This window comes from Pseudomonas sp. AF03-9 (genome assembly GCF_020515815.1).
In the GTDB taxonomy this organism is placed as follows: domain Bacteria; phylum Pseudomonadota; class Gammaproteobacteria; order Pseudomonadales; family Pseudomonadaceae; genus Aquipseudomonas.
On record NZ_JAHPJF010000013.1, the window covers coordinates 113,549 to 137,185 of the forward strand.

At 61.1% G+C, this 23,637-nt stretch carries 21 protein-coding genes; 16 read left to right on the forward strand and 5 right to left on the reverse strand.

Features of this window, described 5'->3' with window-relative positions:
* Positions 1–16: 16 nt before the first annotated feature.
* From aceA to nuoN, 14 genes are all read left to right on the forward strand, one after another.
* Positions 17–1,342 carry an isocitrate lyase gene (gene aceA, locus LIY36_RS17060; protein ID WP_192296563.1) on the forward strand — a complete coding sequence of 442 codons (1,326 nt, stop codon included), beginning with the start codon at positions 17–19 and terminating at the stop codon, positions 1,340–1,342.
* A 659-nt stretch (positions 1,343–2,001) separates the two neighbouring features.
* Positions 2,002–2,415, forward strand: coding sequence for an NADH-quinone oxidoreductase subunit A (locus LIY36_RS17065; RefSeq protein WP_003219575.1), 414 nt, complete (start codon positions 2,002–2,004; stop codon positions 2,413–2,415).
* Positions 2,416–2,425: 10 nt separating this feature from the next.
* The gene (locus LIY36_RS17070; RefSeq protein WP_012724951.1) at positions 2,426–3,100 is read left to right on the forward strand and encodes a NuoB/complex I 20 kDa subunit family protein; all 675 of its coding nucleotides are present in this window, start codon (positions 2,426–2,428) and stop codon (positions 3,098–3,100) included.
* 73 nt (positions 3,101–3,173) lie between these two features.
* Complete coding sequence (nuoC, locus tag LIY36_RS17075; protein WP_192296564.1) at positions 3,174–4,958, forward strand: NADH-quinone oxidoreductase subunit C/D; 1,785 nt, start codon at positions 3,174–3,176, stop codon at positions 4,956–4,958.
* A gap of 2 nt (positions 4,959–4,960) precedes the next feature.
* On the forward strand, positions 4,961–5,458 hold the full coding sequence (gene nuoE / locus LIY36_RS17080; RefSeq protein WP_192296565.1) for an NADH-quinone oxidoreductase subunit NuoE: 498 nt from the start codon (positions 4,961–4,963) through the stop codon (positions 5,456–5,458).
* Positions 5,455–6,810, forward strand: coding sequence for an NADH-quinone oxidoreductase subunit NuoF (gene nuoF / locus LIY36_RS17085; protein ID WP_135307454.1), 1,356 nt, complete (start codon positions 5,455–5,457; stop codon positions 6,808–6,810). Before nuoE ends, nuoF begins: the two co-directional genes overlap by 4 nt.
* Before the next feature lie 134 nt (positions 6,811–6,944).
* Positions 6,945–9,659 (forward strand): NADH-quinone oxidoreductase subunit NuoG, encoded by a 2,715-nt coding sequence (gene nuoG, locus LIY36_RS17090; RefSeq protein WP_226456384.1) that lies wholly within the window; start codon positions 6,945–6,947, stop codon positions 9,657–9,659.
* Positions 9,656–10,663, forward strand: a complete 1,008-nt coding sequence (gene nuoH / locus LIY36_RS17095; protein WP_017137518.1) for an NADH-quinone oxidoreductase subunit NuoH — start codon at positions 9,656–9,658, stop codon at positions 10,661–10,663. Before nuoG ends, nuoH begins: the two co-directional genes overlap by 4 nt.
* A gap of 11 nt (positions 10,664–10,674) precedes the next feature.
* Positions 10,675–11,223: an NADH-quinone oxidoreductase subunit NuoI gene (gene nuoI, locus LIY36_RS17100; RefSeq protein ID WP_003174725.1), complete on the forward strand. Its 549-nt coding sequence runs from the start codon at positions 10,675–10,677 to the stop codon at positions 11,221–11,223.
* A 9-nt stretch (positions 11,224–11,232) separates the two neighbouring features.
* The gene (gene nuoJ, locus LIY36_RS17105) at positions 11,233–11,736 is read left to right on the forward strand and encodes an NADH-quinone oxidoreductase subunit J (RefSeq protein WP_003174726.1); all 504 of its coding nucleotides are present in this window, start codon (positions 11,233–11,235) and stop codon (positions 11,734–11,736) included.
* Positions 11,737–11,738: 2 nt separating this feature from the next.
* A complete protein-coding gene (nuoK, locus tag LIY36_RS17110; RefSeq protein ID WP_003174727.1) occupies positions 11,739–12,047 on the forward strand; it encodes an NADH-quinone oxidoreductase subunit NuoK in 309 nt (102 codons plus the stop codon).
* Entirely contained in the window at positions 12,044–13,897 is a 1,854-nt protein-coding gene (gene nuoL, locus LIY36_RS17115) for an NADH-quinone oxidoreductase subunit L (RefSeq protein WP_226456385.1), read from the forward strand. Before nuoK ends, nuoL begins: the two co-directional genes overlap by 4 nt.
* A gap of 49 nt (positions 13,898–13,946) precedes the next feature.
* Complete coding sequence (gene nuoM, locus LIY36_RS17120) at positions 13,947–15,479, forward strand: NADH-quinone oxidoreductase subunit M (protein ID WP_226456386.1); 1,533 nt, start codon at positions 13,947–13,949, stop codon at positions 15,477–15,479.
* A gap of 7 nt (positions 15,480–15,486) precedes the next feature.
* Positions 15,487–16,950 (forward strand): NADH-quinone oxidoreductase subunit NuoN, encoded by a 1,464-nt coding sequence (gene nuoN, locus LIY36_RS17125; RefSeq protein WP_192296567.1) that lies wholly within the window; start codon positions 15,487–15,489, stop codon positions 16,948–16,950.
* Between the two features lie 398 nt (positions 16,951–17,348).
* On the opposite strand, the gene LIY36_RS17130 is transcribed toward nuoN, so the two are convergent.
* Together LIY36_RS17130 and LIY36_RS17135 are read right to left on the reverse strand one after the other, a co-directional pair.
* Complete coding sequence (locus LIY36_RS17130) at positions 17,349–18,101, reverse strand: outer membrane beta-barrel protein (RefSeq protein WP_226456387.1); 753 nt, start codon at positions 18,099–18,101, stop codon at positions 17,349–17,351.
* Between the two features lie 133 nt (positions 18,102–18,234).
* A complete protein-coding gene (locus LIY36_RS17135) occupies positions 18,235–19,062 on the reverse strand; it encodes an arylamine N-acetyltransferase family protein (RefSeq protein ID WP_226456388.1) in 828 nt (275 codons plus the stop codon).
* Between the two features lie 120 nt (positions 19,063–19,182).
* Here LIY36_RS17135 and LIY36_RS17140 point away from each other — a divergent pair, with 120 nt between their 5' ends.
* Both LIY36_RS17140 and LIY36_RS17145 read left to right on the forward strand, forming a co-directional pair.
* Positions 19,183–19,419, forward strand: coding sequence for a DUF6555 family protein (locus LIY36_RS17140; RefSeq protein ID WP_226456389.1), 237 nt, complete (start codon positions 19,183–19,185; stop codon positions 19,417–19,419).
* A 79-nt stretch (positions 19,420–19,498) separates the two neighbouring features.
* Positions 19,499–20,020, forward strand: a complete 522-nt coding sequence (locus tag LIY36_RS17145; protein ID WP_192296570.1) for a DUF3087 family protein — start codon at positions 19,499–19,501, stop codon at positions 20,018–20,020.
* A gap of 1 nt (position 20,021) precedes the next feature.
* Here the strand turns inward: LIY36_RS17145 and LIY36_RS17150 are convergent, their stop codons facing one another.
* The 3 genes from LIY36_RS17150 to LIY36_RS17160 form a co-directional block, all read right to left on the reverse strand.
* Positions 20,022–21,140 (reverse strand): MFS transporter, encoded by a 1,119-nt coding sequence (locus LIY36_RS17150; RefSeq protein ID WP_192296571.1) that lies wholly within the window; start codon positions 21,138–21,140, stop codon positions 20,022–20,024.
* A gap of 67 nt (positions 21,141–21,207) precedes the next feature.
* On the reverse strand, positions 21,208–22,575 hold the full coding sequence (locus LIY36_RS17155) for an MFS transporter (protein WP_226456390.1): 1,368 nt from the start codon (positions 22,573–22,575) through the stop codon (positions 21,208–21,210).
* A 102-nt stretch (positions 22,576–22,677) separates the two neighbouring features.
* Positions 22,678–23,538: a Dyp-type peroxidase gene (locus LIY36_RS17160; RefSeq protein WP_226456391.1), complete on the reverse strand. Its 861-nt coding sequence runs from the start codon at positions 23,536–23,538 to the stop codon at positions 22,678–22,680.
* Positions 23,539–23,637 lie beyond the last annotated feature (99 nt).

Here is a 23,637-nt window from a genome sequence, read left to right on the forward strand (position 1 = left end):
GACGAGGTTTACTCCCATGGCACTGACACGCGAACAGCAAATTGCAGCCCTCGAAAAAGACTGGGCTGAAAACCCACGCTGGAAAGGCGTGACCCGCGCTTATTCCGCTGCTGACGTCGTCCGCCTGCGTGGCTCGGTTCAACCTGAGCACACCTTTGCAAAACTCGGCGCCGAGAAGCTGTGGAACCTGGTCACCCAAGGGGCCAAGCCTTCCTTCCGTCCCGACAAAGATTTCGTCAACTGCATGGGCGCCCTTACTGGCGGCCAGGCAGTCCAACAGGTAAAAGCCGGTATCCAGGCGATTTACCTGTCCGGCTGGCAAGTGGCAGCGGACAACAACTCCGCTGAATCCATGTACCCCGACCAATCGCTGTACCCGGTGGACTCGGTTCCAACCGTGGTCAAGCGCATCAACAACTCGTTCCGTCGTGCCGACCAGATCCAGTGGAAAGCCGGCAAGAACCCGGGCGACGCAGGCTACATCGACTACTTCGCACCTATCGTGGCTGACGCAGAAGCCGGCTTCGGCGGCGTACTGAACGCCTACGAGCTGATGAAGAGCATGATCGAGGCTGGCGCTGCCGGCGTGCACTTCGAAGACCAACTGGCTTCGGTGAAGAAATGCGGCCACATGGGCGGCAAGGTACTGGTCCCAACCCAGGAAGCCGTACAGAAACTGACTGCTGCCCGTCTGGCGGCTGACGTTGCCGGCACGCCAACCATCATCCTGGCGCGTACCGACGCCAACGCGGCTGACTTGCTGACCTCGGATTGCGACCCGTACGACAAGCCGTTCGTCACTGGCGAACGTACCCAGGAAGGCTTCTACAAAGTCCGCGCCGGCCTGGACCAAGCCATTGCCCGTGGCCTGGCCTACGCCCCGTATGCCGACCTGATCTGGTGCGAAACCGCCAAGCCGGACCTGGACGAAGCCCGTCGCTTCGCCGAAGCGATCAAGAAGGAATACCCGGACCAACTGCTGTCCTACAACTGCTCGCCTTCTTTCAACTGGAAGAAGAACCTGGACGACGCGACCATCGCCAAGTTCCAGCGCGAACTGTCCGCCATGGGCTACAAGCACCAGTTCATCACCCTGGCCGGCATCCACAACATGTGGCACAGCATGTTCAACCTGGCGCATGACTACGCCCGCAACGACATGACTGCCTACGTGAAGCTGCAGGAGCAGGAATTCGCTGACGCCGCCAAGGGTTACACTTTCGTGGCGCACCAGCAGGAAGTGGGCACCGGCTACTTCGACGACATGACCACCGTGATCCAGGGCGGCACCTCGTCCGTGACCGCACTGACCGGCTCGACCGAAGAAGAGCAGTTCCACTAAGCACCGCCTACACGGCCACTGCAGCCCCAAGGAAGACCTAACCGCAGTGCCGCACAAAGATCACGCCCCGACCTGTTCGGGGCGTTTTTTTGCACAGCTGAAAATCCGACTGACACAACACAGATCAAAATGTGGGAGCTGGCTTGCCTGCGAGGGCAGTACACCAGCCACCGCATTCATTTGCTGACACACTGCCATCGCGGGCAAGCCCGCCCCCACAAGGGAAATGCATTCAGCCCGGAGATTTTCGGCAAAACATTGATCCAGAGCGGTATTTGCGCGCGAAAAAACGGTTAAAAGATCCCCGCCGACAACTAAGCGACAATCAAGCAAGTAACGCTAACTTTCCGCGCCGCACGAGAAACATTCGCTTAAACCCCACGCAAACAATATTCATTATCATTTGGCGCATAAAAACTTCGTTACAGGCTAAACAAAACATATTTGATAAAATGCCCGCTAATGCCCGCTACACAAGGGCTACAGCCCCATCGAGGTGCACTATGTCCTTATTCCATCGAATAATTTCGCCATAGGAATTTTACTTGCCCGGTGTTTAGCCATAAAATCACCGCGATTGATTGCAGTGCGACATATCGTCACTGCATCGTTACTTTTTCGAGCTCAGAGACCTTTGCTCTCTGTTAAGGATTTCCAGCATGACCGAAGCGACAGGACTCATGGCCCACAACTGGGGCTTTGCCATTTTCCTCCTCGGTGTTGTCGGCCTCTGCGCCTTCATGCTCGGCGTCTCCAGCCTCCTCGGGTCAAAAGCCTGGGGCCGCAGCAAGAATGAACCGTTCGAGTCCGGCATGCTGCCTACAGGTGGCGCCCGCTTGCGGCTCTCAGCCAAATTCTATCTGGTCGCGATGCTGTTCGTGATCTTCGATATCGAAGCCCTCTTTCTCTTTGCCTGGTCTGTGTCCGTCCGCGAAAGCGGCTGGACCGGATTCGTCGAAGCTCTCGTTTTCATAGCAATTCTGTTGGCAGGCCTTGTCTACCTATTCCGAGTGGGCGCCCTTGATTGGGCTCCGGAAGCTCGTCGTAAGCGGCAAGCGAAGCTGAAACAATGAGGCTTTGGCGATGCAATACAATCTCACCAGGATCGACCCGGATGCTCCTAACGATCAGTACCCCATCGGCGAACGGGAAACCGTCTCCGATCCGTTAGAAGATCAAGTCCACAAAAACATCTACATGGGCAAGCTGGAAGACGTGCTGAGTGGCGCGGTCAACTGGGGGCGTAAGAACTCCCTGTGGCCGTACAACTTCGGTCTTTCGTGCTGCTACGTAGAGATGACCACCGCCTTCACGGCTCCCCATGACATCGCGCGCTTCGGCGCCGAGGTTATCCGGGCATCACCGCGCCAGGCGGATTTCATGGTTATCGCCGGCACCTGCTTCATCAAGATGGCGCCGATCATCCAGCGCCTCTACGAGCAAATGCTTGAACCCAAGTGGGTGATCTCCATGGGTTCGTGCGCCAACTCCGGTGGCATGTACGACATCTACTCCGTAGTCCAAGGGGTGGACAAGTTCCTGCCCGTGGATGTCTACGTGCCTGGCTGCCCGCCTCGCCCTGAAGCGTTCTTGCAAGGCTTGATGCTGTTGCAGGAATCGATAGGCAAGGAACGTCGCCCACTGTCCTGGGTTGTCGGAGATCAAGGCGTGTATCGCGCCGAGATGCCTTCGCAAAAGGAACAGCGCCGCGAACAGCGAATCGCAGTCACCAACCTGCGCAGCCCTGACGAAGTCTGATCCAGCACCGCTTCTTTTATAGAACGATACCCTGGCTTCATTCTTTACGTTGACCGAAAGCGATAAAAAAACCATGACTACAGGCAGCGCTCTGTACATCCCGCCTTATAAGGCAGACGACCAGGATGTGGTCGTCGAACTCAACAACCGTTTCGGCCCTGACGCCTTCACCGCCCAGGCCACACGTACCGGCATGCCGGTGCTGTGGGTGGCGCGCGCCAAGCTCGTCGAAGTCCTGACCTTCCTGCGTAACCTGCCCAAGCCGTACGTCATGCTCTATGACCTGCATGGCGTGGACGAACGTCTGCGCACCAAGCGTCAAGGGCTGCCGAGCGGCGCCGATTTCACCGTGTTCTACCACTTGATGTCGCTGGAGCGTAACAGCGACGTGATGATCAAGGTCGCGCTGTCCGAAAGCGACCTGAGCGTCCCGACCGTAACCGGTATCTGGCCGAATGCCAGCTGGTACGAGCGTGAAGTCTGGGACATGTTCGGTATCGACTTCCCCGGCCACCCGCACCTGACGCGCATCATGATGCCGCCAACGTGGGAAGGTCACCCGCTGCGCAAGGACTTCCCTGCCCGCGCCACCGAATTCGATCCGTTCAGTCTCAACCTCGCCAAGCAACAGCTTGAAGAAGAGGCCGCGCGCTTCCGTCCGGAAGACTGGGGCATGAAACGCTCCGGCACCAACGAGGACTATATGTTCCTCAACCTGGGCCCGAACCACCCTTCGGCCCACGGTGCCTTCCGTATCATCCTGCAACTGGACGGCGAAGAAATCGTCGACTGCGTACCAGACATCGGCTACCACCACCGTGGTGCCGAGAAGATGGCCGAACGTCAGTCGTGGCACAGCTTCATCCCGTACACCGACCGTATCGACTACCTCGGCGGCGTGATGAACAACCTGCCGTATGTGCTCTCGGTCGAGAAACTGGCCGGCATCAAGGTGCCAGACCGCGTCGACACCATCCGCATCATGATGGCCGAGTTCTTCCGGATCACCAGCCACCTGCTGTTCCTGGGTACCTACATCCAGGACGTCGGCGCCATGACCCCGGTGTTCTTCACCTTCACCGACCGTCAGCGCGCCTACAAGGTCATCGAAGCCATCACCGGTTTCCGCCTGCACCCGGCCTGGTATCGCATCGGTGGCGTGGCCCACGACCTGCCGAACGGCTGGGAACGCCTGGTTAAAGAGTTCATCGACTGGATGCCAAAGCGTCTGGACGAGTACCAAAAGGCCGCGCTGGACAACAGTATTCTCAAGGGCCGTACCATCGGCGTCGCCCAGTACAACACCAAGGAGGCCCTGGAGTGGGGTGTCACTGGTGCTGGCCTGCGTTCCACCGGCTGTGATTTCGACGTGCGTAAAGCCCGCCCGTACTCCGGCTACGAGAACTTCGAGTTCGAAGTACCGCTGGCAGCCAATGGCGACGCCTACGACCGTTGCATCGTGCGCGTCGAAGAAATGCGCCAGAGCCTGAAGATCATCGAGCAGTGCATGCGCAACATGCCGGCAGGTCCGTACAAGGCGGATCACCCGCTGACCACGCCGCCGCCGAAAGAGCGCACGCTGCAGCACATCGAAACCCTGATCACGCACTTCCTGCAGGTTTCGTGGGGTCCGGTCATGCCGGCCAATGAATCCTTCCAGATGATCGAAGCGACCAAGGGTATCAACAGTTATTACCTGACGAGCGATGGCGGCACCATGAGCTACCGCACCCGGATCCGTACCCCAAGCTTTGCCCACTTGCAGCAGATCCCTTCGGTGATCAAAGGCGAGATGGTCGCGGACTTGATTGCGTACCTGGGTAGTATCGATTTCGTTATGGCCGACGTGGACCGCTAAGCATGAACAGCACGCTTATCCAGACAGACCGTTTCACCCTGAGTGAAACCGAGCGCTCGGCCATCGAGCACGAGCTGCATCACTACGAAGACCCGCGCGCGGCGTCGATCGAAGCCTTGAAGATCGTCCAGAAGGAACGTGGCTGGGTGCCGGACGGCGCCCTCTACGCCATCGGCGAGATCCTCGGCATCCCTGCCAGCGACGTTGAAGGCGTGGCTACGTTCTACAGCCAGATCTTCCGCCAGCCAGTGGGCCGCCACATCATTCGCGTGTGCGACAGCATGGTCTGCTACATCGGCGGCCACGAATCGGTGGTCGACGCGATCCAGACCAAACTCGGCATCGGCCTCGGCCAGACCACTGCAGACGGGCGCTTCACCCTGCTGCCGGTGTGCTGCCTGGGCAACTGCGACAAGGCGCCGGCGTTGATGATCGACGACGACACATTCGGTGACGTACAGGCAGCTGGCGTGACCCAATTGCTCGAGGGCTACCCATGACCCTGACATCTTTCGGCCCGGCCAACCTGATCAAGCGTTCGCCTGAAACCCACCCGCTGACCTGGCGCCTGCGTGACGATGCCGAGCCGGTATGGCTCGACGAGTACCAGGCCAAGAACGGTTACGCGGCGGCGCGCAAAGCCTTCGCCGACATGGCCCAGGACGACATTGTCCAGACCGTGAAGGACGCCGGCCTCAAAGGTCGCGGCGGTGCAGGCTTCCCCACGGGGGTTAAGTGGGGCCTGATGCCCAAGGACGAATCCATCAACATCCGCTACCTGCTGTGCAACGCGGATGAAATGGAGCCGAACACCTGGAAAGACCGCATGCTGATGGAGCAACTGCCCCATCTGCTGATCGAAGGCATGCTGATCAGTGCCCGCGCACTGAAAACCTACCGCGGCTATATCTTCCTGCGTGGCGAGTACACCACCGCCGCCAAGCACCTCAACCGTGCCGTGGAAGAAGCCAAGGCCGCGGGCCTGCTGGGCAAGAATATCCTCGGTTCGGGCTTTGACTTCGAACTGTTCGTGCACACCGGCGCCGGGCGTTACATCTGCGGTGAAGAGACCGCACTGATCAACTCCCTCGAAGGCCGCCGCGCCAACCCGCGCTCCAAGCCGCCCTTCCCTGCCGCCGTAGGCGTGTGGGGCAAGCCGACCTGTGTGAACAACGTAGAAACCCTGTGCAACGTGCCGGCGATCATCGCCGACGGCGTGGACTGGTACAAATCGTTGGCCCGCGAAGGCAGCGAAGACATGGGCACCAAGCTCATGGGCTTCTCCGGCAAGGTCAAGAACCCTGGCCTGTGGGAACTGCCGTTCGGCGTGACCGCACGCGAGCTGTTCGAGGACTACGCCGGCGGCATGCGCGACGGCTACACCTTGAAAGCCTGGCAACCAGGCGGCGCCGGCACCGGTTTCCTGCTGCCCGAGCACCTCGACGCCCAGATGTATGCCGGCGGCATCGGCAAGGTCGGCACCCGGATGGGTACGGGCCTGGCGATGGCGGTGGACAACACCGTGAACATGGTCTCGCTGCTGCGCAACATGGAGCAGTTCTTTGCCCGTGAATCCTGCGGCTTCTGCACCCCATGCCGCGATGGCCTGCCGTGGAGCGTCAAGCTGCTGATGGCCCTGGAAAAAGGCGAAGGCCGCGAGGGTGACATCGAGACCCTGCTGGGTCTGGTCGGTTTCCTCGGCCCGGGCAAGACCTTCTGTGCTCACGCACCGGGCGCCGTAGAGCCATTGGGCAGCGCAATCAAATACTTCCGCTCGGAGTTCGAAGCCGGTATCGCGCCTACCAGCGCCGCCGTCCCGCCTCTGGCGAAGCCGATCGTAGTCGGCGCGTAACGCTTAAAAAGCGAAGGGTCCGTGCCCTTCGCTTTCTCATGTGCTGACGCCTTGATGGCTGTGTAGATGCACATGAATAACAAGATTCCATTAGCCACGCCCGCTGACAACGGGCCAACGAAGAACTTTGAACCATGGCCACTATCCACGTAGACGGCAAAGCGCTCGAAGTCGATGGGGCAGACAACCTGTTACAGGCGTGTCTGTCACTCGGCCTCGATATTCCGTATTTCTGCTGGCACCCCGCACTTGGTAGCGTCGGTGCCTGTCGCCAGTGCGCGGTCAAGCAATACACCGACGAAAACGACACCCGTGGTCGTATCGTCATGTCCTGCATGACCCCAGCCACCGACAACACCTGGATTTCCATCGATGATGAGGAATCCAAGGCGTTCCGCGCCAGTGTCGTCGAATGGCTGATGACCAACCACCCCCACGACTGCCCGGTCTGTGAGGAAGGCGGTCACTGCCACCTGCAAGACATGACAGTGATGACCGGCCACAACGAGCGCCGTTATCGCTTCACCAAGCGTACCCACCAGAACCAGGACCTCGGCCCGTTCATTTCCCACGAAATGAACCGCTGCATCGCCTGCTATCGTTGCGTGCGCTTCTATAAAGACTACGCCGGCGGCACCGACCTCGGCGTGTTCGGCGCCCACGACAACGTGTACTTCGGTCGCGTTGAAGATGGCGTGCTCGAAAGCGAGTTCTCCGGCAACCTCACCGAGGTCTGCCCGACCGGTGTATTCACCGACAAGACTCACTCCGAGCGCTACAACCGTAAGTGGGACATGCAGTTCGCCCCGAGCATCTGCCATGGCTGCTCCAGCGGTTGCAACATCTCCCCGGGCGAGCGCTACGGCGAACTGCGTCGGATCGAAAACCGCTTCAACGGTTCGGTCAACCAGTACTTCCTGTGCGACCGTGGCCGTTTCGGCTATGGCTACGTCAACCGCGAAGACCGCCCACGCCAGCCACTGCTGGCCAACGGCGGCAAGCTGAGCCTGGACGAAGCGCTGGATAAAGCCGCCGACCTGCTGCGCGGCCGCAATATCGTCGGTATCGGTTCGCCCCGCGCCAGCCTCGAAAGCAACTTCGCGTTGCGCGAACTGGTCGGTGCCGAGCACTTCTACAGCGGTATCGAAGCCGCTGAGCTGGAGCGCATCCGCCTGGTCCTGCAAGTGCTGAACGACAGCCCGCTGCCAGTCCCGAACATGCGCGACATCGAAGACCACGACGCGATTTTCGTGCTCGGCGAAGACCTGACCCAGACCGCTGCCCGCGTGGCCCTGTCGCTGCGTCAGTCGGTCAAGGGCAAGGCCGAAGAAATGGCCGACGCCATGCGCGTCCAGCCATGGCTCGACGCGGCGGTGAAAAACATCGGCCAGCACGCGCTGAACCCGCTGTTTATTGCCAGCCTGGCTGAAACCAAGCTCGACGACATCGCCGAAGAATGTGTGCACGCCGCACCAGACGACCTGGCCCGCATCGGTTTTGCCGTGGCCCACGCCCTCGACGCCAGTGCGCCTGCCGTCGAAGGCCTGGACAGCGAAGCCGTCGCACTGGCCCAGCGTATCGCCGACGCCCTGCTGGCCGCCAAGCGTCCATTGATCATTGCCGGCACCTCGTTGGGTTCCAAGGCGCTGATCGAAGCCGCCGCCAACATCGCCAAGGCCTTGAAGCTGCGCGACAAGAACGGTTCCATCAGCCTGGTCGTGCCGGAAGCCAACAGCCTTGGCCTGGCCATGCTCGGTGGCGAGTCCCTGGACGCCGGCCTGCAAGCGGTGATCGACGGCAACGCCGACGCCATCGTGGTGCTGGAAAACGACCTGTACACCCGCACCGATGCCGCCAAGGTTGACGCGGCACTGGACGCTGCCAAGGTCCTGATCGTCGCCGATCACCAGAAGACCGCCACCAGCGACCGTGCCGACCTGGTGCTGCCAGCCGCCACCTTCGCCGAAGGCGACGGTACCCTGGTCAGCCAGGAAGGCCGTGCCCAGCGCTTCTTCCAGGTGTTCGATCCGAAGTACATGGACGCCAGCATCCTGATTCACGAAGGCTGGCGCTGGCTGCATGCCCTGCGCGCCACCCTGCTGAACCAGCCGATCGACTGGACCCAGCTCGACCACGTGACCGCTGCCACCGCCGCGAGCGCGCCGCAACTGGCCCGCATCGTCGACGCCGCGCCGTCCGCCGCGTTCCGCATCAAGGGCATGAAACTGGCCCGTGAGCCGCTGCGTTACTCCGGTCGTACCGCCATGCGCGCCAACATCAGCGTGCACGAACCGCGTACTCCGCAAGACACGGATACCGCGTTCGCCTTCTCCATGGAAGGTTACTCGGGGTCGGCCGAACCGCGTCAGCAGGTGCCATTCGCCTGGTCGCCGGGCTGGAACTCGCCGCAGGCCTGGAACAAGTTCCAGGACGAAGTCGGTGGTCATATCCGCGCTGGCGACCCGGGCACCCGCCTGATCGAAAGCACCGGTGATTCGCTGAACTGGTTCGCCGCCGTCCCGCGTCCGTTCAACCCGGCCCAGGGCACGTGGCAGGTTGTGCCGTTCTTCCACCTGTTCGGCAGCGAAGAGAACTCTTCCAAAGCCGCGCCGGTGCAAAGTCGCATTCCTGAAGCCTACGTGTCGCTGGCCAAGTCCGAAGCCGACCGCCTGGGCGTCAACGACGGTGCCCTGCTCAGCCTGACCGTGGCCGGCCAGACCCTGCGTCTGCCGCTGCGCATCAATGAAGAGCTGGGCGCTGGCCTGGTTGCACTGCCTAAAGGCATCGCCGGCATTCCAGCGGCGATCTTCGGCAAAACCGTTGACGGTCTGCAGGAGGCAGCGCAATGACTTGGTTCACTCCTGAAGTGATCGACGTGATCATCTCGGTGGTCAAGGCCATCGTGATCCTGTTGGCCGTGGTCGTTGCGGGCGCCCTGCTCAGCTTCGTCGAACGTCGCCTGCTGGGCTGGTGGCAGGACCGTTACGGTCCGAACCGCGTTGGCCCGTTCGGCATGTTCCAGATCGCGGCCGACATGCTGAAGATGTTCTTCAAGGAAGACTGGACCCCGCCCTTTGCCGACAAGGTGATCTTCACCCTGGCACCGGTGGTGGCCATGAGCGCCTTGCTGATCGCCTTCGCGATCATCCCGATCACCCCAACCTGGGGCGTGGCGGACCTGAACATCGGCTTGCTGTTCTTCTTCGCCATGGCCGGTTTGTCGGTCTACGCGGTGCTGTTTGCCGGTTGGTCGAGCAACAACAAGTTCGCCCTGCTGGGCAGCTTGCGGGCCTCGGCCCAGACCGTGTCCTACGAAGTGTTCATGGGCCTCGCGCTGATGGGCATCGTGGTGCAGGTCGGCTCGTTCAACATGCGCGACATCGTCGAGTACCAGGCGCAGAACCTGTGGTTCATCATTCCGCAGTTCTTCGGCTTCTGTACCTTCTTCATCGCTGGCGTCGCCGTGACTCACCGTCACCCGTTCGACCAGCCGGAAGCGGAACAGGAACTGGCCGACGGCTACCACATCGAATACGCCGGCATGAAATGGGGCATGTTCTTCGTTGGTGAGTACATTGGCATCATCTTGATCTCGGCCCTGCTGGTCACGCTGTTCTTCGGCGGCTGGCACGGTCCGTTCGGCATCCTGCCGCAGTTGGCGTTCTTCTGGTTCTTCCTGAAGACCGCGTTCTTCATCATGTTGTTTATCCTGCTGCGCGCTTCCATTCCGCGTCCACGATACGACCAGGTGATGGATTTCAGCTGGCGCTTCTGCCTGCCGCTGACCCTGATCAATTTGCTGGTGACGGCTGCCGTTGTGTTGTTGAACACGCCCGCCGGCGCGGTTCAGTGAGGATTTGACCCATGTTCAAATATATTGGCGACATCGTTAAGGGTACCGGTACCCAGTTGCGAAGCCTGGTGATGGTGTTCGGTCACGGCTTTCGCAAACGCGACACCCTGCAATACCCGGAAGAAGCGGTGTACCTGCCGCCGCGCTATCGCGGCCGTATCGTACTGACCCGCGACCCCGATGGCGAAGAGCGTTGCGTAGCCTGCAACCTGTGCGCCGTGGCGTGCCCGGTGGGTTGCATCTCCCTGCAGAAAGCTGAAACCGAAGACGGTCGCTGGTACCCGGACTTCTTCCGCATCAACTTCTCGCGCTGCATTTTCTGCGGCCTCTGCGAGGAAGCTTGCCCGACCACCGCAATCCAGCTGACCCCGGATTTCGAGATGGCCGAGTTCAAACGTCAGGACCTGGTGTACGAGAAAGAAGATCTTCTGATCTCTGGTCCCGGTAAAAACCCTGATTACAACTTCTATCGTGTTGCAGGTATGGCCGTTGCCGGTAAGCCGAAAGGCGCCGCACAAAACGAAGCCGAGCCGATCAACGTGAAGAGCTTGCTGCCTTAAGGAAGAAAGATGGAATTCGCTTTCTATTTCGCGTCCGGTATTGCAGTGGTGTCCACGCTTCGCGTGATCACCAACACCAATCCTGTGCACGCCCTGCTCTACCTGATCATTTCGTTGATCGCCGTGGCCATGACCTTCTTCAGCCTCGGCGCGCCGTTCGCCGGTGTACTGGAAGTGATCGCCTACGCTGGCGCCATCATGGTGCTGTTCGTGTTTGTGGTGATGATGCTCAACCTCGGGCCGGCTTCGGTCGCCCAGGAGCGCGTCTGGCTCAAACCCGGCATCTGGCTCGGCCCGGTCGTACTGGCAGCCTTGCTGCTGGGTGAACTGCTGTATGTGCTGTTCGCTCACCAGAGCGGCCAGGCCATCGGCCACACCACCGTAGACGCCAAGGCCGTGGGCATCAGCCTGTTCGGCCCATACCTGCTGGTGGTCGAACTGGCTTCGATGCTGCTGCTCGCTGCAGCCATCACCGCCTTCCACTTGGGCCGCAACGAAGCCAAGGAGCAATGACGATGCCTGCTATCCCTTTGGAGCATGGTCTGGCGGTCGCCGGCATCCTGTTCTGCCTTGGCCTGGTCGGCCTGATGGTACGCCGTAACATTCTGTTCGTGTTGATGAGCCTGGAAATCATGATGAACGCTGCGGCACTGGCCTTCATCGTTGCCGGCGCACGTTGGGGCCAGCCGGATGGACAAGTCATGTTCATCCTGGTGATCAGCCTGGCAGCCGCCGAGGCCAGTATTGGCCTGGCGATCCTGCTGCAACTGTATCGTCGCTTCCACACGCTTGATATCGACGCTGCCAGTGAGATGCGCGGATGAACATGATCTTTCTGACTTTCGTATTTCCCCTGATCGGTTTCCTGCTGCTGTCGTTCTCTCGCGGACGCTGGTCGGAAAACCTCTCGGCCCTGGTGGGCGTGGGTTCCATTGGCCTGTCGGCGATCGTCGCCGCCTATGTCATCTGGCAATTCAACGTCGCGCCGCCGGAAGGCGGTCACTACACCCTGGTGCTGTGGCAGTGGATGTCGGTGGAGGGCTTCAAGCCCAACTTCGCCCTCTACGTCGACGGCCTGTCGATCACCATGCTTGGCGTGGTCGTCGGCGTGGGCTTCCTGATCCACCTGTTCGCGTCCTGGTACATGCGCGGTGAAGCGGGCTACTCGCGCTTCTTCTCGTACACCAACCTGTTTATCGCCAGCATGCTGTTCCTGGTGCTGGGCGATAACCTGTTGTTCCTGTACTTCGGCTGGGAAGGCGTAGGCCTGTGCTCGTACCTGTTGATCGGTTTCTACTACAGCAACCGCAACAACGGCAACGCGGCACTCAAGGCCTTTATCGTCACCCGTATCGGCGACGTGTTCATGGCCATCGGCCTGTTCATCCTGTTCCAACAGGTGGGCACGCTGAACATCCAGGAACTGCTGGTACTGGCGCCGCAGAAATTCCAGGTCGGCGACTTCTGGATCACCCTCGCTACCCTGATGCTGCTGGGCGGCGCCGTGGGTAAATCCGCGCAACTGCCATTGCAAACCTGGCTGGCGGATGCGATGGCCGGTCCTACCCCGGTTTCCGCACTGATCCACGCCGCAACCATGGTCACCGCCGGTGTCTACCTGATCGCCCGTACCCACGGCCTGTTCACCCTGGCGCCGGACATCCTGCACCTGGTGGGCGTCGTTGGCGGCGTGACCCTGGTACTGGCCGGCTTCGCCGCGCTGGTACAGACCGACATCAAGCGGATCCTCGCCTACTCGACCATGAGCCAGATCGGCTACATGTTCCTGGCCCTGGGCGTTGGTGCCTGGGACGCGGCGATCTTCCACCTGATGACCCACGCTTTCTTCAAGGCCCTGCTGTTCCTTGCTTCCGGTGCGGTGATCGTTGCCTGCCACCACGAGCAGAACATCTTCAAGATGGGCGGCCTGTGGAAGAAACTGCCACTGGCCTACGCCAGCTTCATCGTCGGTGGTGCCGCCCTGGCCGCCCTGCCGTTGGTGACCGCCGGTTTCTACTCCAAGGATGAAATCCTCTGGGAAGCCTTTGCCAGCGGTAACCAGAACCTGCTGTACGCAGGCCTGGTGGGTGCGTTCATGACCTCGCTGTACACCTTCCGCCTGATCTTCATCACCTTCCACGGTGAAGCCAAGACCGAAGCGCATGCAGGCCACGGCATCTCCCACTGGCTGCCTTTGTCGGTGCTGATCGTGCTGTCGACCTTCGTCGGCGCCATGATCACCCCGCCCCTGCACGGTGTACTGCCGCAAAGCGTCGGCCATGCCGGCGGCGAAGCCCAGCACAGCCTGGAAATCGCCTCGGGCGCCATCGCCATCGCCGGTATCCTGCTGGCAGCCCTGTTGTTCCTCGGCAAGCGTCGCTTTGTGACGGCCGTGGCCAACAGTGGCATTGGCCGCTTCCTGTCCGCCTGGTGGTTCGCTGCCTGGGGCTTCGACTGGATCTACGACAAACTGTTCGTCAAGCCTTACCTGGCCATCAGCCATGTACTGCGCAAAGACCCGCTCGACCAGACCATCGGTTTGATCCCGCGCGCCGCCAAGGCCGGTCACACCGCCCTGAGCCGCAGCGAAACCGGTCAACTGCGTTGGTATGCCGCTTCCATGGCTGCCGGTGCTGTGCTGGTTATTGGTGCCATCGTCGTGGTAGCGGTCTGACTATGAACACTGCCAACTTTGCGAACTTGCGAAAGGAAACGAGCCTGTCATGATTCTGCCCTGGCTAATCCTGATCCCCTTTATCGGCGGCCTGCTCTGCTGGATGGGTGAACGCTTCGGCGCCACCCTCCCCCGCTGGATTGCGTTGCTGACCATGTCCCTGGAACTCGCTCTCGGCCTCTGGCTGTGGGCCCATGGCGACTATTCATTTGCTCCGGCACCGGGCGTCGATCCCACCTTCGCGCTTGAATTCAAGCATGTGTGGATCCAGCGCTTCGGCATCAACGTGCACCTGGCCCTCGACGGCCTGTCGCTGTTGATGATCCTGCTGACCGGCCTGCTGGGTATCCTTTCGGTACTCTGCTCCTGGAAAGAGATCCAGCGTCACGTGGGCTTCTTCCACCTGAACCTGATGTGGATCCTGGGCGGTGTGGTTGGCGTGTTCCTCGCCCTCGACCTGTTCATGTTCTTCTTCTTCTGGGAAATGATGCTGGTGCCGATGTACTTCCTCATCGCGCTCTGGGGTCACAGTTCTTCGGACGGCAAGAAAACCCGGATCTACGCGGCGACCAAGTTCTTCATCTTCACCCAGGCTTCCGGCCTGATCATGTTGGTGGCGATCCTGGGTCTGGTACTGGTCAACTTCAACAACACCGGCGTGATTACCTTCAACTACGCCGACCTGTTGAAAACCAAGATGTCCCTGACCACCGAGTACATCCTGATGCTGGGCTTCTTCATCGCCTTCGCGGTGAAGCTGCCAGTGGTGCCGTTCCACTCCTGGTTGCCTGACGCTCACGCCCAGGCACCGACCGCGGGTTCCGTGGACCTGGCCGGTATCTTGTTGAAGACTGCCGCTTACGGCCTGCTGCGTTTCGCCCTGCCGCTGTTCCCGAATGCCTCGGCCGAGTTCGCGCCGATCGCCATGACCCTGGGTCTGATCGGGATCTTCTACGGTGCGTTCCTCGCCTTCGCCCAAACCGACATCAAGCGCCTGATTGCCTTCTCGTCCGTTTCCCACATGGGTTTCGTACTGATCGGCATCTACTCCGGCAGCCAACTGGCGCTGCAAGGCGCGGTGATCCAGATGCTGGCCCACGGTGTCTCGGCCGCTGCACTGTTTATCCTGAGCGGTCAGCTGTACGAGCGCCTGCATACCCGTGACATGCGTGAAATGGGTGGCGTGTGGTCGCGCATCGCCTACCTGCCGGCGATCAGCCTGTTCTTCGCCGCCGCGTCCCTGGGCTTGCCGGGTACCGGCAACTTCATCGGCGAGTTCCTGATCCTGATGGGGACCTTCGTGCAGACGCCATGGATCAGCGCCATCGCAACGTCCGGCCTGGTGTTCGGTTCGGTCTACTCGTTGATCATGATCCACCGCGCCTACTTCGGCCCGGCCAAGTCCGACACCGTCCTGCAAGGGATGGATGCTCGCGAACTGATCATGGTGCTCGGCCTTGCGGTACTGCTGATCTACATCGGCGTGTACCCGCAACCGTTCCTGGACACTTCTGCCGCAACGATGCATGGCGTGCAGCAGTGGTTCGGCACCGCCTTCTCTCAACTCGCTTCGGCCCGGTAAGAGCGCTATGGAATTCACGATCCAACACTTTATCGCGCTTGCGCCGCTGCTGATTACCAGCCTCACCATCGTGGTGGTGATGCTGGCTATCGCCTGGCGCCGCAATCACTCACAAACGTTCCTGCTGTCCTGTGCCGGTCTGAACCTGGCCCTGCTGTCGATCATCCCGGCCCTCAAGGTCGCGCCACTGGCCGTAACGCCACTGATGATGGTCGATGACTTCGCGCTGCTGTACATCGCACTGATCCTGGTGGCGACACTGGCCTGCGTCACCCTCGCCCACGCCTACCTCGGCGAAGGCGGCACCGGCTACCCAGGCAACCGCGAAGAGCTGTACCTGCTGATCCTGCTGGCTGCGGCCGGTGGCATCGTGCTGGTCAGCGCACAACACCTGGCGGGCCTGTTCATCGGCCTGGAACTGCTGTCGATCCCGACCTACGGCCTGGTGGCCTACGCCTTCTTCAACAAGCGTTCCCTGGAAGCCGGCATCAAGTACATGGTGCTGTCGGCCGCCGGTTCCGCGTTCCTGTTGTTTGGTATGGCCCTGCTGTACGCCGAAGCCGGCAGCCTGAGCTTCACCGGTATCGGTCATGCCCTGGCCACCACCAGCATGCCTGCGCCGATTGCCCAACTGGGCCTGGCCATGATGCTGATCGGCCTGGCGTTCAAGCTGTCGCTGGTGCCGTTCCACCTGTGGACCCCGGACGTGTACGAAGGCGCCCCGGCGCCGGTGGCTGCGTTCCTGGCTACCGCGTCGAAAGTCGCCGTGTTTGCAGTGATGGTGCGTCTGTTCCAGATCTCCCCTGCCGCCAACACCGGCGTCCTGAGCGACGTACTGACCGTGATCGCGATCGCGTCGATCCTGTTCGGTAACCTGCTGGCCCTGACCCAGAACAACCTCAAGCGTCTGCTGGGTTACTCGTCCATCGCACACTTCGGCTACCTGCTGATCGCCCTGGTGGCGAGCAAAGGCCTGGCCGTGGAAGCCATGGGCGTGTATCTGGTCACCTACGTGATCACCAGCCTTGGTGCGTTCGGCGTGATCACCCTGATGTCCTCGCCGTTCAAAGGCCGTGACGCCGACGCCCTGTACGAATACCGCGGCCTGTTCTGGCGCCGTCCGTACCTGACCGCCGTACTCACTGTGATGATGCTGTCCCTGGCCGGTATCCCGCTGACCGCAGGCTTCATCGGCAAGTTCTACATCGTCGCCACCGGCGTTGAAGCCCACCAGTGGTGGTTGGTTGCCTCGCTGGTACTGGGCAGCGCCATCGGCGTGTTCTACTACCTGCGCGTGATGGTCACCCTGTACCTGATCGAGCCAAACCTGCGTCGCGTGGATGCCGAGCTGCATTGGGAACAGAAGGCAGGCGGCGTGATGCTGTTGGCCATCGCCCTGCTCGCGTTCTTCCTGGGCGTGTACCCACAACCGTTGCTCACTCTGGTGCAGCACGCGGTGTTGGGCGTTTGATCGCTTAGCAAGATGCGGTAAACAAAACGGCGCCTTCGGGCGCCGTTTTGCGTTTTTAGCAGTGAGTGCATTCCAACAGGCATTCCTGTGCCCGAATCGTCACACGGCCCTCCGACACTTGAACGGATTGTTCTGACGAATGCGGTCAAAAATAGGGGAGCGGGCTTGCCCGCGAATGCGCAGTGTCAGTCACAGATACGTCGACTGATCTGACGCTTTCACGGGCAAGCCCGCTCCCACAGTTGGTCGGGGTTGATGCGCAGTAGGTAATTCCCTGTGAGAGCTGTCGAGCTTTAGCGAGGCTGCGAAGGCGGTGGCACTGTTGGTGGAGATATTGCCCTCCACCATCGAACCTCCCACACAGGTCGGTGCTCCCACAGGGGGGACTCGGTGTGGCGTTAGAACGCGATACCGACCTTCACTCCATACTCATCACGCTTGAGCCTGGTGTTATCCGCCAGTTCCGAATCGTCATCCAGCTTGTACTCGGTACGGGTGTAGTACAGGCCAGCAACCACCGGCAGGTCGCCCTTCTGGTTCATCAGCAGGCTGACCTCCGCGTAGGGGTTGGTGCGATCCTTGAGGTCCACGGTATCGCTGCCAAGGCCATCCACCTTGATCTTGGCGCGGCCGTCGAGGGTATGACGGGCACCGGCTTCAACGCGCAAGGTCATGTCGTTGAACTGGTGGTTATAGCCCAGGGCGGCCTTGGCAAATGGCGATTTGCTGGTCAGTTCCAGGTCGTAGTCATTGGAGTCCAGCTCATAGCGGGTCCAGCTGTAGCCGCCACCGACAATCACGTCGACCGAGTTGCGCGCATCCAGCGCGGCACGCCAGCCGAGATCGAGGTCGGCCTGGCCTTCCTTGAGCTTGTTGTCGCTTTTTTTGCCGTATTTGGCTTCGACACCGGCCTGGTAGATGAAGCCGGATTCAGCGGTGAGCTTGTTGCCGAAGTTATAGAACAGGCCCGCTTCGGGCATGTCGTCCTTGTCACTGCGGCTGCCGCCTTCAAGCTTGAAATCGTTATAGCTGCCCAGTAGGCCGAAAGTGGAAATCGGTGCTGTGGACGGTGCGGCAAACACCACGGCCGGCGCTGCGACTAGCGCGAATACCGAGGTGTTCTTGAGGATTGTTCCGAATAGCCTGGACATCGTTTTACATCTCCTTGTCATTTGAACAAATCATTCCGGAACCGATTCGAGCCTGAATGTAGGAAAAAGGTTCGAATTGATTTGCTCGGATCTGGAGATAAAACGGTTCAGCGAAGGCTCTATTTCAATATTTTCAGCAACCCGCCAACACCAGGCCCTCAAGTACCGGGCGAAGTTGCGGATGCGCTGGCAAGCGAATGCCAAAGGTCTCATGCAGCAACGTCAGCAACTCATCAGCGCTGGCGACCACCTGTTTTTCGCTCGACCTATCCAGGTAATGCACCGCGTAGTGGCCGTTGTTCAGCGTATAGCGTTTGCCCACGGCCAACAGCGCCGCCTTCAACTGGCCCACGAACGGCGACCCCGGATGAGTGGACACGTACCAGTTGCCGATTTCGTAGTCGATGTCCGCCTGCACCTGCAGGTCGAACACATACAAACCACGCCATTGCCCCGCGACTTCGGCCCATAACGTGTAGCTGCCGTCTGCATTGTGCGTCAACCGATACGGCTCGTGCGCCGTGGCCTGCACGGCCTCGCTGTCCAACTGCAATGGGCTGCTGGGCACCATGCCGCCAAAACCGACATCGGTGATGTAGCGCACGCCGTCCACGGTCACCAGGCTCAAGCGATGGGTGCGTGCGGTGCGCGCATCCGGCGGCCCGCCCATCACCACCCGGCCGGTAATGCCGCGTGCGTCGAAACCGAGTTCCTGCAACAGCAACAGGAACATCTGGTTCAACTCATAGCAATAACCACCCCGCCCTTCGATCAACACCTTCTGCTCGACACTCGCCAGATCGATGGGCACCGGCAGGCGCAGCAAGGTCGACAGGCTTTCAAAGGCAAACGTGCACACATGACGCAACTGCAGGTCACGCAGGGTTTGCAGGGTCGGCGCGGGTGGAGTGTCATAGCCCAGGCGTCGCAGGTACAACTGTCGATGACTCAGGTGGGACATGGCGCACTCCTTGGGCACGTGGCAGAGGCGTCACTATGCCGCGCCGACGTGCGGATTGTCATTTTGAATGAACCTTTTTGAACGCCGCCCTATCCATTTATAACAACACAGGGAGGCAACATGAGTACCGCAAAAATCTACACGATCAATTACCAACTGCACGGACAACCGAAGTCCTTTGTGGTGCGCGCCGAAGTGATGAACAACGCCGAGGCCTGGCACTGGGCGGCGGTGGATGCCGACATCGCCCATGTAAGCCGCATTGGCCGGGTCGGACACGAACAAGTGAAGAAGACCACGCGCCCTTGGGCGGAAAAGTTCGGTATCACCGAGGTAACTTGGCTCGCGCCGAAGTAAGTAAAAGCCCCGCTGAAGCGGGGCTCTTTCTATCCAGTGTGCGAAGATGCCCATCTACGCCACTGGAGACTGCACCCGGATGTTCGAGCTCAAACCCTGCGACCCCGTCACCTACCGCCGCCAAACCCGCCGCAGCACACTGATTGTGGCGGTGCTGTTCCTGGCCCTGGCGATGCTCTTGTCCAGCCTCGCGGTGATGCTGTTCGGCGAACCCGGCGGCGACAACTTTCGCTTCAACGTCGGCGGCGTATTTGCTGGCGTACTGATCACCTTGGCACTGGTGCGCGGTCCTTTCTGGAGCCAAACCTGGCTTGCACCGGCCGTATATGGCTGGCAACTCAAGCGCAGCCTGATGAGCGTGACCAACGTGATGCACAAGGTCACGGAACGCGTGCAGGCGAATGACCCCAGCGCAATCAAGCTGCTGCGTTTCTACCATCTGGGCCTGACGCAAATGCATGCACTGGATGCCAACTCCAGCGCGCAAGTGCAGTTGATCGGCGAGATCGAGGCGCATAAGGCGAAGATGCAGGCACTGGGGATGGATACCGAACAAACCCGTCTCGATCCGGCCTGGCTGGACCACGTCAAGGCAGCCTGAGTCAGCGCGCCCGCCAGCAAAACAACGCACTCAGCGCAATCGCCGCGCCGGCCAGGCCAAACACCAGCGGTGCCGAGGCTACCGGCAGCAGTAAACCCGCCAGCAACGGTCCGAGGCCCGCGCCGATGTCACGCCACACGGCATTTGACGCGAGCGCCGAGACGCGCATCGACCCCGGGTTGCGCTCGGCCACCAGGGTGGTCACCAACGGCAGTTGCAGCGCACGCAGCACCAGCACCGCGGCCGCGCCCGCAATCACCCAGTAGCTGGAAAACGCCGTCAGGGCCAAGGCACTCAGGAACGAAAACAGCAGCAACATCGAGGTCGCGCCAAATCGCTGGGCCGCGCGACCGCCCAACGGGCTCAGGAGCATTTCCGAAAGATAACGCAGCGCCATCAAACCACCGGCGATCAGTACCGCGTCGCCGCCGAGAATCTTCTGCGCCTGGATCGACAGACCGAAAATAAACAACCCATCCAACGCCACGCCTTCGATAAACGACCACATCGCCACACTGTCGGGCCACTTGAAGCGGCGCCCGGTGCTGTGCAGATCATGGCCCGCAGTGGGCAAGCCGCGCGCCATCCACAGGCCCACCAGGCAGGCGCCAGCAAGAATAAGGAAGATCGGCCGCGGCCCGGCCCACAGCGTCAGCCAACCGCCCAGTGGCAGCGCCAGCATCGGCCCCAGGGCGATCACCGCCCGCGAGCGCCCGGCACGGCGTGCGGCACCGGCTGGCTCTGAGGTGGCGAGTACTTGGGTCGACAGGTTCAGCGCGGCAAAACACAGGCCCCAGATCAGCCGCAGCCCCAACAAGGCGGCGAAGCCCGACAGCATTGAATTGCCCAGGGCGCACAGCGTCGCCGCAGCGGCGGCGATCATGCAAGTCAGACGGTCGCCGTTGCGTGCGTAGAAGTTCAGCACATGCCGGTAACCGAAAATCCGCACCAGGCGATTGGCCGCCAGCAACACCCCGGCCTGGGCCAGGGTGATGCCAAACGCTTGGGATTCCATTGGCAGCAACAAGTACAGCAGCACGTCACTGGGCAGGCAGAAAGCGAGGGTCAGTGCAGCCCGGCGAGAGGTCGTGTCAGCAGTACGTTGGGCCAGGCTGGTCATAAAACTGAAACATCCCGAAATATCCAGGTCGCCACGGTAGCCTTCCACACGCGTGTTTTACAACGCCCTACCCGGCCTTTTTTCCGTAGGGCAACAGACGCAGGCCGCTGGCCACCGCCCCCACCAAGGCAAAGCCACAGCCCAGCCACAATGCGACTTGCGGGCCGCTGTCGACGAACAGGTGAAAACACAATGCCACCAACGACGCGCCCAATGTCTGCCCAAGCAAGCGTGAAATCGCCACGATGCCACTGGCGCCGCCGCTGCGGGCCAACGGCGCACTGGTCATCAAGGCCTTGAGGTTGGGTGACTGGAAGAAGCCAAAACCGGCGCCACACAACGCCATCCGCCAGCCAATATCGAACGCCGACGCCCCATCGCCCAGGCTGGCCAATGCGGCCATACCGGCACTGAGCAGCAACAGGCCAATGCCGCACAACAGCCCCAGTGACACCCGGTCCGCCAAGCGTCCGGCCACCAGCGCCATCACCGCGACCACTGCCGGCCAAGGCGTCATCAGGAAACCGGTTTGCACCTGGCTATGGCCCAACACCGCCTGCAGCAGAAAAGGCAACGACACAAAGGCCAGGCCTTGGGCACTGAAGGCGCAAATCGCCGTCAGGGACGACAAGGCAAACAGCGGCCGCTTGAACAGATCCAGGGCCAGCATCGGCGCGGGATGCCCGGCCTGACGCCGCAGCAGTAACACACCGCAGACCAGCGCCAACGCAATCAACCCCAGCGTCAACGCCCCCTGGGCACCATGCACCGCCGTGCCCAGGCCAAGCACCAACAGGGCGAACAATCCAGCACACAACAACGCCGCGAGGCGGTCGAACGCGTGCCCGGTCATCGGCAAGGTGGGCAACGAACGCAGGCCCAGGACCAAGGCCAACACCCCCAGCGGCACGTTGATCAGGTACAGCCAGTGCCAGGTGCTGACCGACAAAATCGCCGACGCCGCCGTCGGCCCGAGGGTAAACGCCAGCCCCACCACCAGCGAGTTATAGCCCAGGCCGCGGCCAAGCATGTTGGACGGGTAGATATGCCGCAGCAACGCGGTATTCACGCTCATGATCGCCGCGGCGCCCAGGCCCTGCACCACCCGCGCGGCGGTCAGGGTTTGCAGCGAACCGGCCAGGCCGCAAAACAGTGACGAGACGATAAACAGCAGTAAGCCGCCGAGATACACCCGGCGCTGCCCCAGCACATCGCTCAGCGACGCGAACGGCAGCACGGTGGCGATGATCGCCAGTTGGTAGGCGTTGACCACCCAGATCACCGACGCGGAATCCGTGCCGATGCCTTCCGCCAAGGTCGGTAACGCGGTATTGACGATGGCCGTGTCTAGGGTCGCCATGCCGATCCCCAGGGAAATCGCAATCACGGCAGGCAGGCGTTTATTGAGGGGCAACCCATCGGCAACAGAAGACATGAACGATCCGCGCAGGTGACAAAGGTGTCTAGAGTAAGGTCTGCGCGGAGTTTTTTCAGTGGCTGATTACAGGGCTGTCAGCATTTTCATGTTAAGCCGTGCTCAACGCGCCAGCGCGCTCAGGTCCAAACGCCCTTCGTTGATCGGCGGGCACCAGTAATATCCGCCGGTCAACGGCGTACTGATGCGATACAGGCCATCGACAATCCCGTCTTCCAGGCCGCTCATGCGGCGCAGTTGCGCTTCGAACGCATCGAACGAATGGCCGAACGCAAGGAACATCAACCCTGCCTGGCCGTTCTCGGCCCAAGGCATCGAGCGGCGGACCACAAAGGCTTCCGGGGTGAAGCTTTCCTGGGCGGTGCGTTTGGTGTGGGCAGATTCCGGGGCGTCGTCGAGTTCTTCGTTGTCGCCATGGCGGCGGCCGATGATGTGGTCGCGCTCCTGGGCCGGCAACGCGGCGAAGCCATCGAGGTCGTGCTGCCATTGCTGGATTGCGGCGAAGCTGGCGCCGCTGTCGGTCAAGGCGGCCTCGACGGCAGCGTCGTCGTGGGGGTTTTCGGTGCCGTCTTCGTAGTCGGTGAGGTCGAAACCGGTCTTGTAGCGGAAGCCTTCGGTCGACTGCACAAGACTGAACGCCGGGGCCAGGGCTTTTTCCAGCGCGCGGCTGCGCAACAGCAGTTCACCGCGATCCACGCCATGCAGCCAGACCCACAGCGCATGCTGGGTGGACGGGTTGTGCGCGCCCGGGCCGCTGACGGTCGGGAACGTACGCAGGCCATCGATCTGCGCACCGAGCGCAGTCACCAGCGGCTCACCGAAACCGACCACTGCCGAATCCATCAACTGCACCAGTGCGCCCAGCGCAGCGGGCACAGCGTCCAGGGAAGCCACGGCAAAAAACAGATGGCGTGCCTGTAAAGGCACCGGTGCGGCAAGAATGCCCGGCTGGTACTGACTCATGTGAACTCCTTCAAAATAAGGCGCGCAGTTTAACCGCCGCGCGCAAGCGTGAGTACAAGAATGCGCACAAGCCTTGCCTTAGAGCCTGTTGATGGGTGA

Bases quoted from the DNA above. Each gene is read 5' to 3' on its own strand.
- LIY36_RS17140 (WP_226456389.1), top strand. From the start codon at position 19,183: ATGAGTACCGCAAAAATCTACACGATCAATTACCAACTGCACGGACAA.
- LIY36_RS17065 (WP_003219575.1), top strand. From the start codon at position 2,002: ATGACCGAAGCGACAGGACTCATGGCCCACAACTGGGGCTTTGCCATT.
- LIY36_RS17150 (WP_192296571.1), bottom strand. From the start codon at position 21,140: ATGACCAGCCTGGCCCAACGTACTGCTGACACGACCTCTCGCCGGGCT.
- nuoC (WP_192296564.1), top strand. From the start codon at position 3,174: ATGACTACAGGCAGCGCTCTGTACATCCCGCCTTATAAGGCAGACGAC.
- LIY36_RS17070 (WP_012724951.1), top strand. From the start codon at position 2,426: ATGCAATACAATCTCACCAGGATCGACCCGGATGCTCCTAACGATCAG.
- LIY36_RS17145 (WP_192296570.1), top strand. From the start codon at position 19,499: ATGTTCGAGCTCAAACCCTGCGACCCCGTCACCTACCGCCGCCAAACC.
- LIY36_RS17160 (WP_226456391.1), bottom strand. From the start codon at position 23,538: ATGAGTCAGTACCAGCCGGGCATTCTTGCCGCACCGGTGCCTTTACAG.
- nuoI (WP_003174725.1), top strand. From the start codon at position 10,675: ATGTTCAAATATATTGGCGACATCGTTAAGGGTACCGGTACCCAGTTG.
- nuoK (WP_003174727.1), top strand. From the start codon at position 11,739: ATGCCTGCTATCCCTTTGGAGCATGGTCTGGCGGTCGCCGGCATCCTG.
- nuoH (WP_017137518.1), top strand. From the start codon at position 9,656: ATGACTTGGTTCACTCCTGAAGTGATCGACGTGATCATCTCGGTGGTC.
- LIY36_RS17130 (WP_226456387.1), bottom strand. From the start codon at position 18,101: ATGTCCAGGCTATTCGGAACAATCCTCAAGAACACCTCGGTATTCGCG.
- nuoF (WP_135307454.1), top strand. From the start codon at position 5,455: ATGACCCTGACATCTTTCGGCCCGGCCAACCTGATCAAGCGTTCGCCT.
- nuoL (WP_226456385.1), top strand. From the start codon at position 12,044: ATGAACATGATCTTTCTGACTTTCGTATTTCCCCTGATCGGTTTCCTG.
- nuoJ (WP_003174726.1), top strand. From the start codon at position 11,233: ATGGAATTCGCTTTCTATTTCGCGTCCGGTATTGCAGTGGTGTCCACG.
- nuoN (WP_192296567.1), top strand. From the start codon at position 15,487: ATGGAATTCACGATCCAACACTTTATCGCGCTTGCGCCGCTGCTGATT.
- nuoE (WP_192296565.1), top strand. From the start codon at position 4,961: ATGAACAGCACGCTTATCCAGACAGACCGTTTCACCCTGAGTGAAACC.
- aceA (WP_192296563.1), top strand. From the start codon at position 17: ATGGCACTGACACGCGAACAGCAAATTGCAGCCCTCGAAAAAGACTGG.
- nuoM (WP_226456386.1), top strand. From the start codon at position 13,947: ATGATTCTGCCCTGGCTAATCCTGATCCCCTTTATCGGCGGCCTGCTC.
- nuoG (WP_226456384.1), top strand. From the start codon at position 6,945: ATGGCCACTATCCACGTAGACGGCAAAGCGCTCGAAGTCGATGGGGCA.
- LIY36_RS17135 (WP_226456388.1), bottom strand. From the start codon at position 19,062: ATGTCCCACCTGAGTCATCGACAGTTGTACCTGCGACGCCTGGGCTAT.
- LIY36_RS17155 (WP_226456390.1), bottom strand. From the start codon at position 22,575: ATGTCTTCTGTTGCCGATGGGTTGCCCCTCAATAAACGCCTGCCTGCC.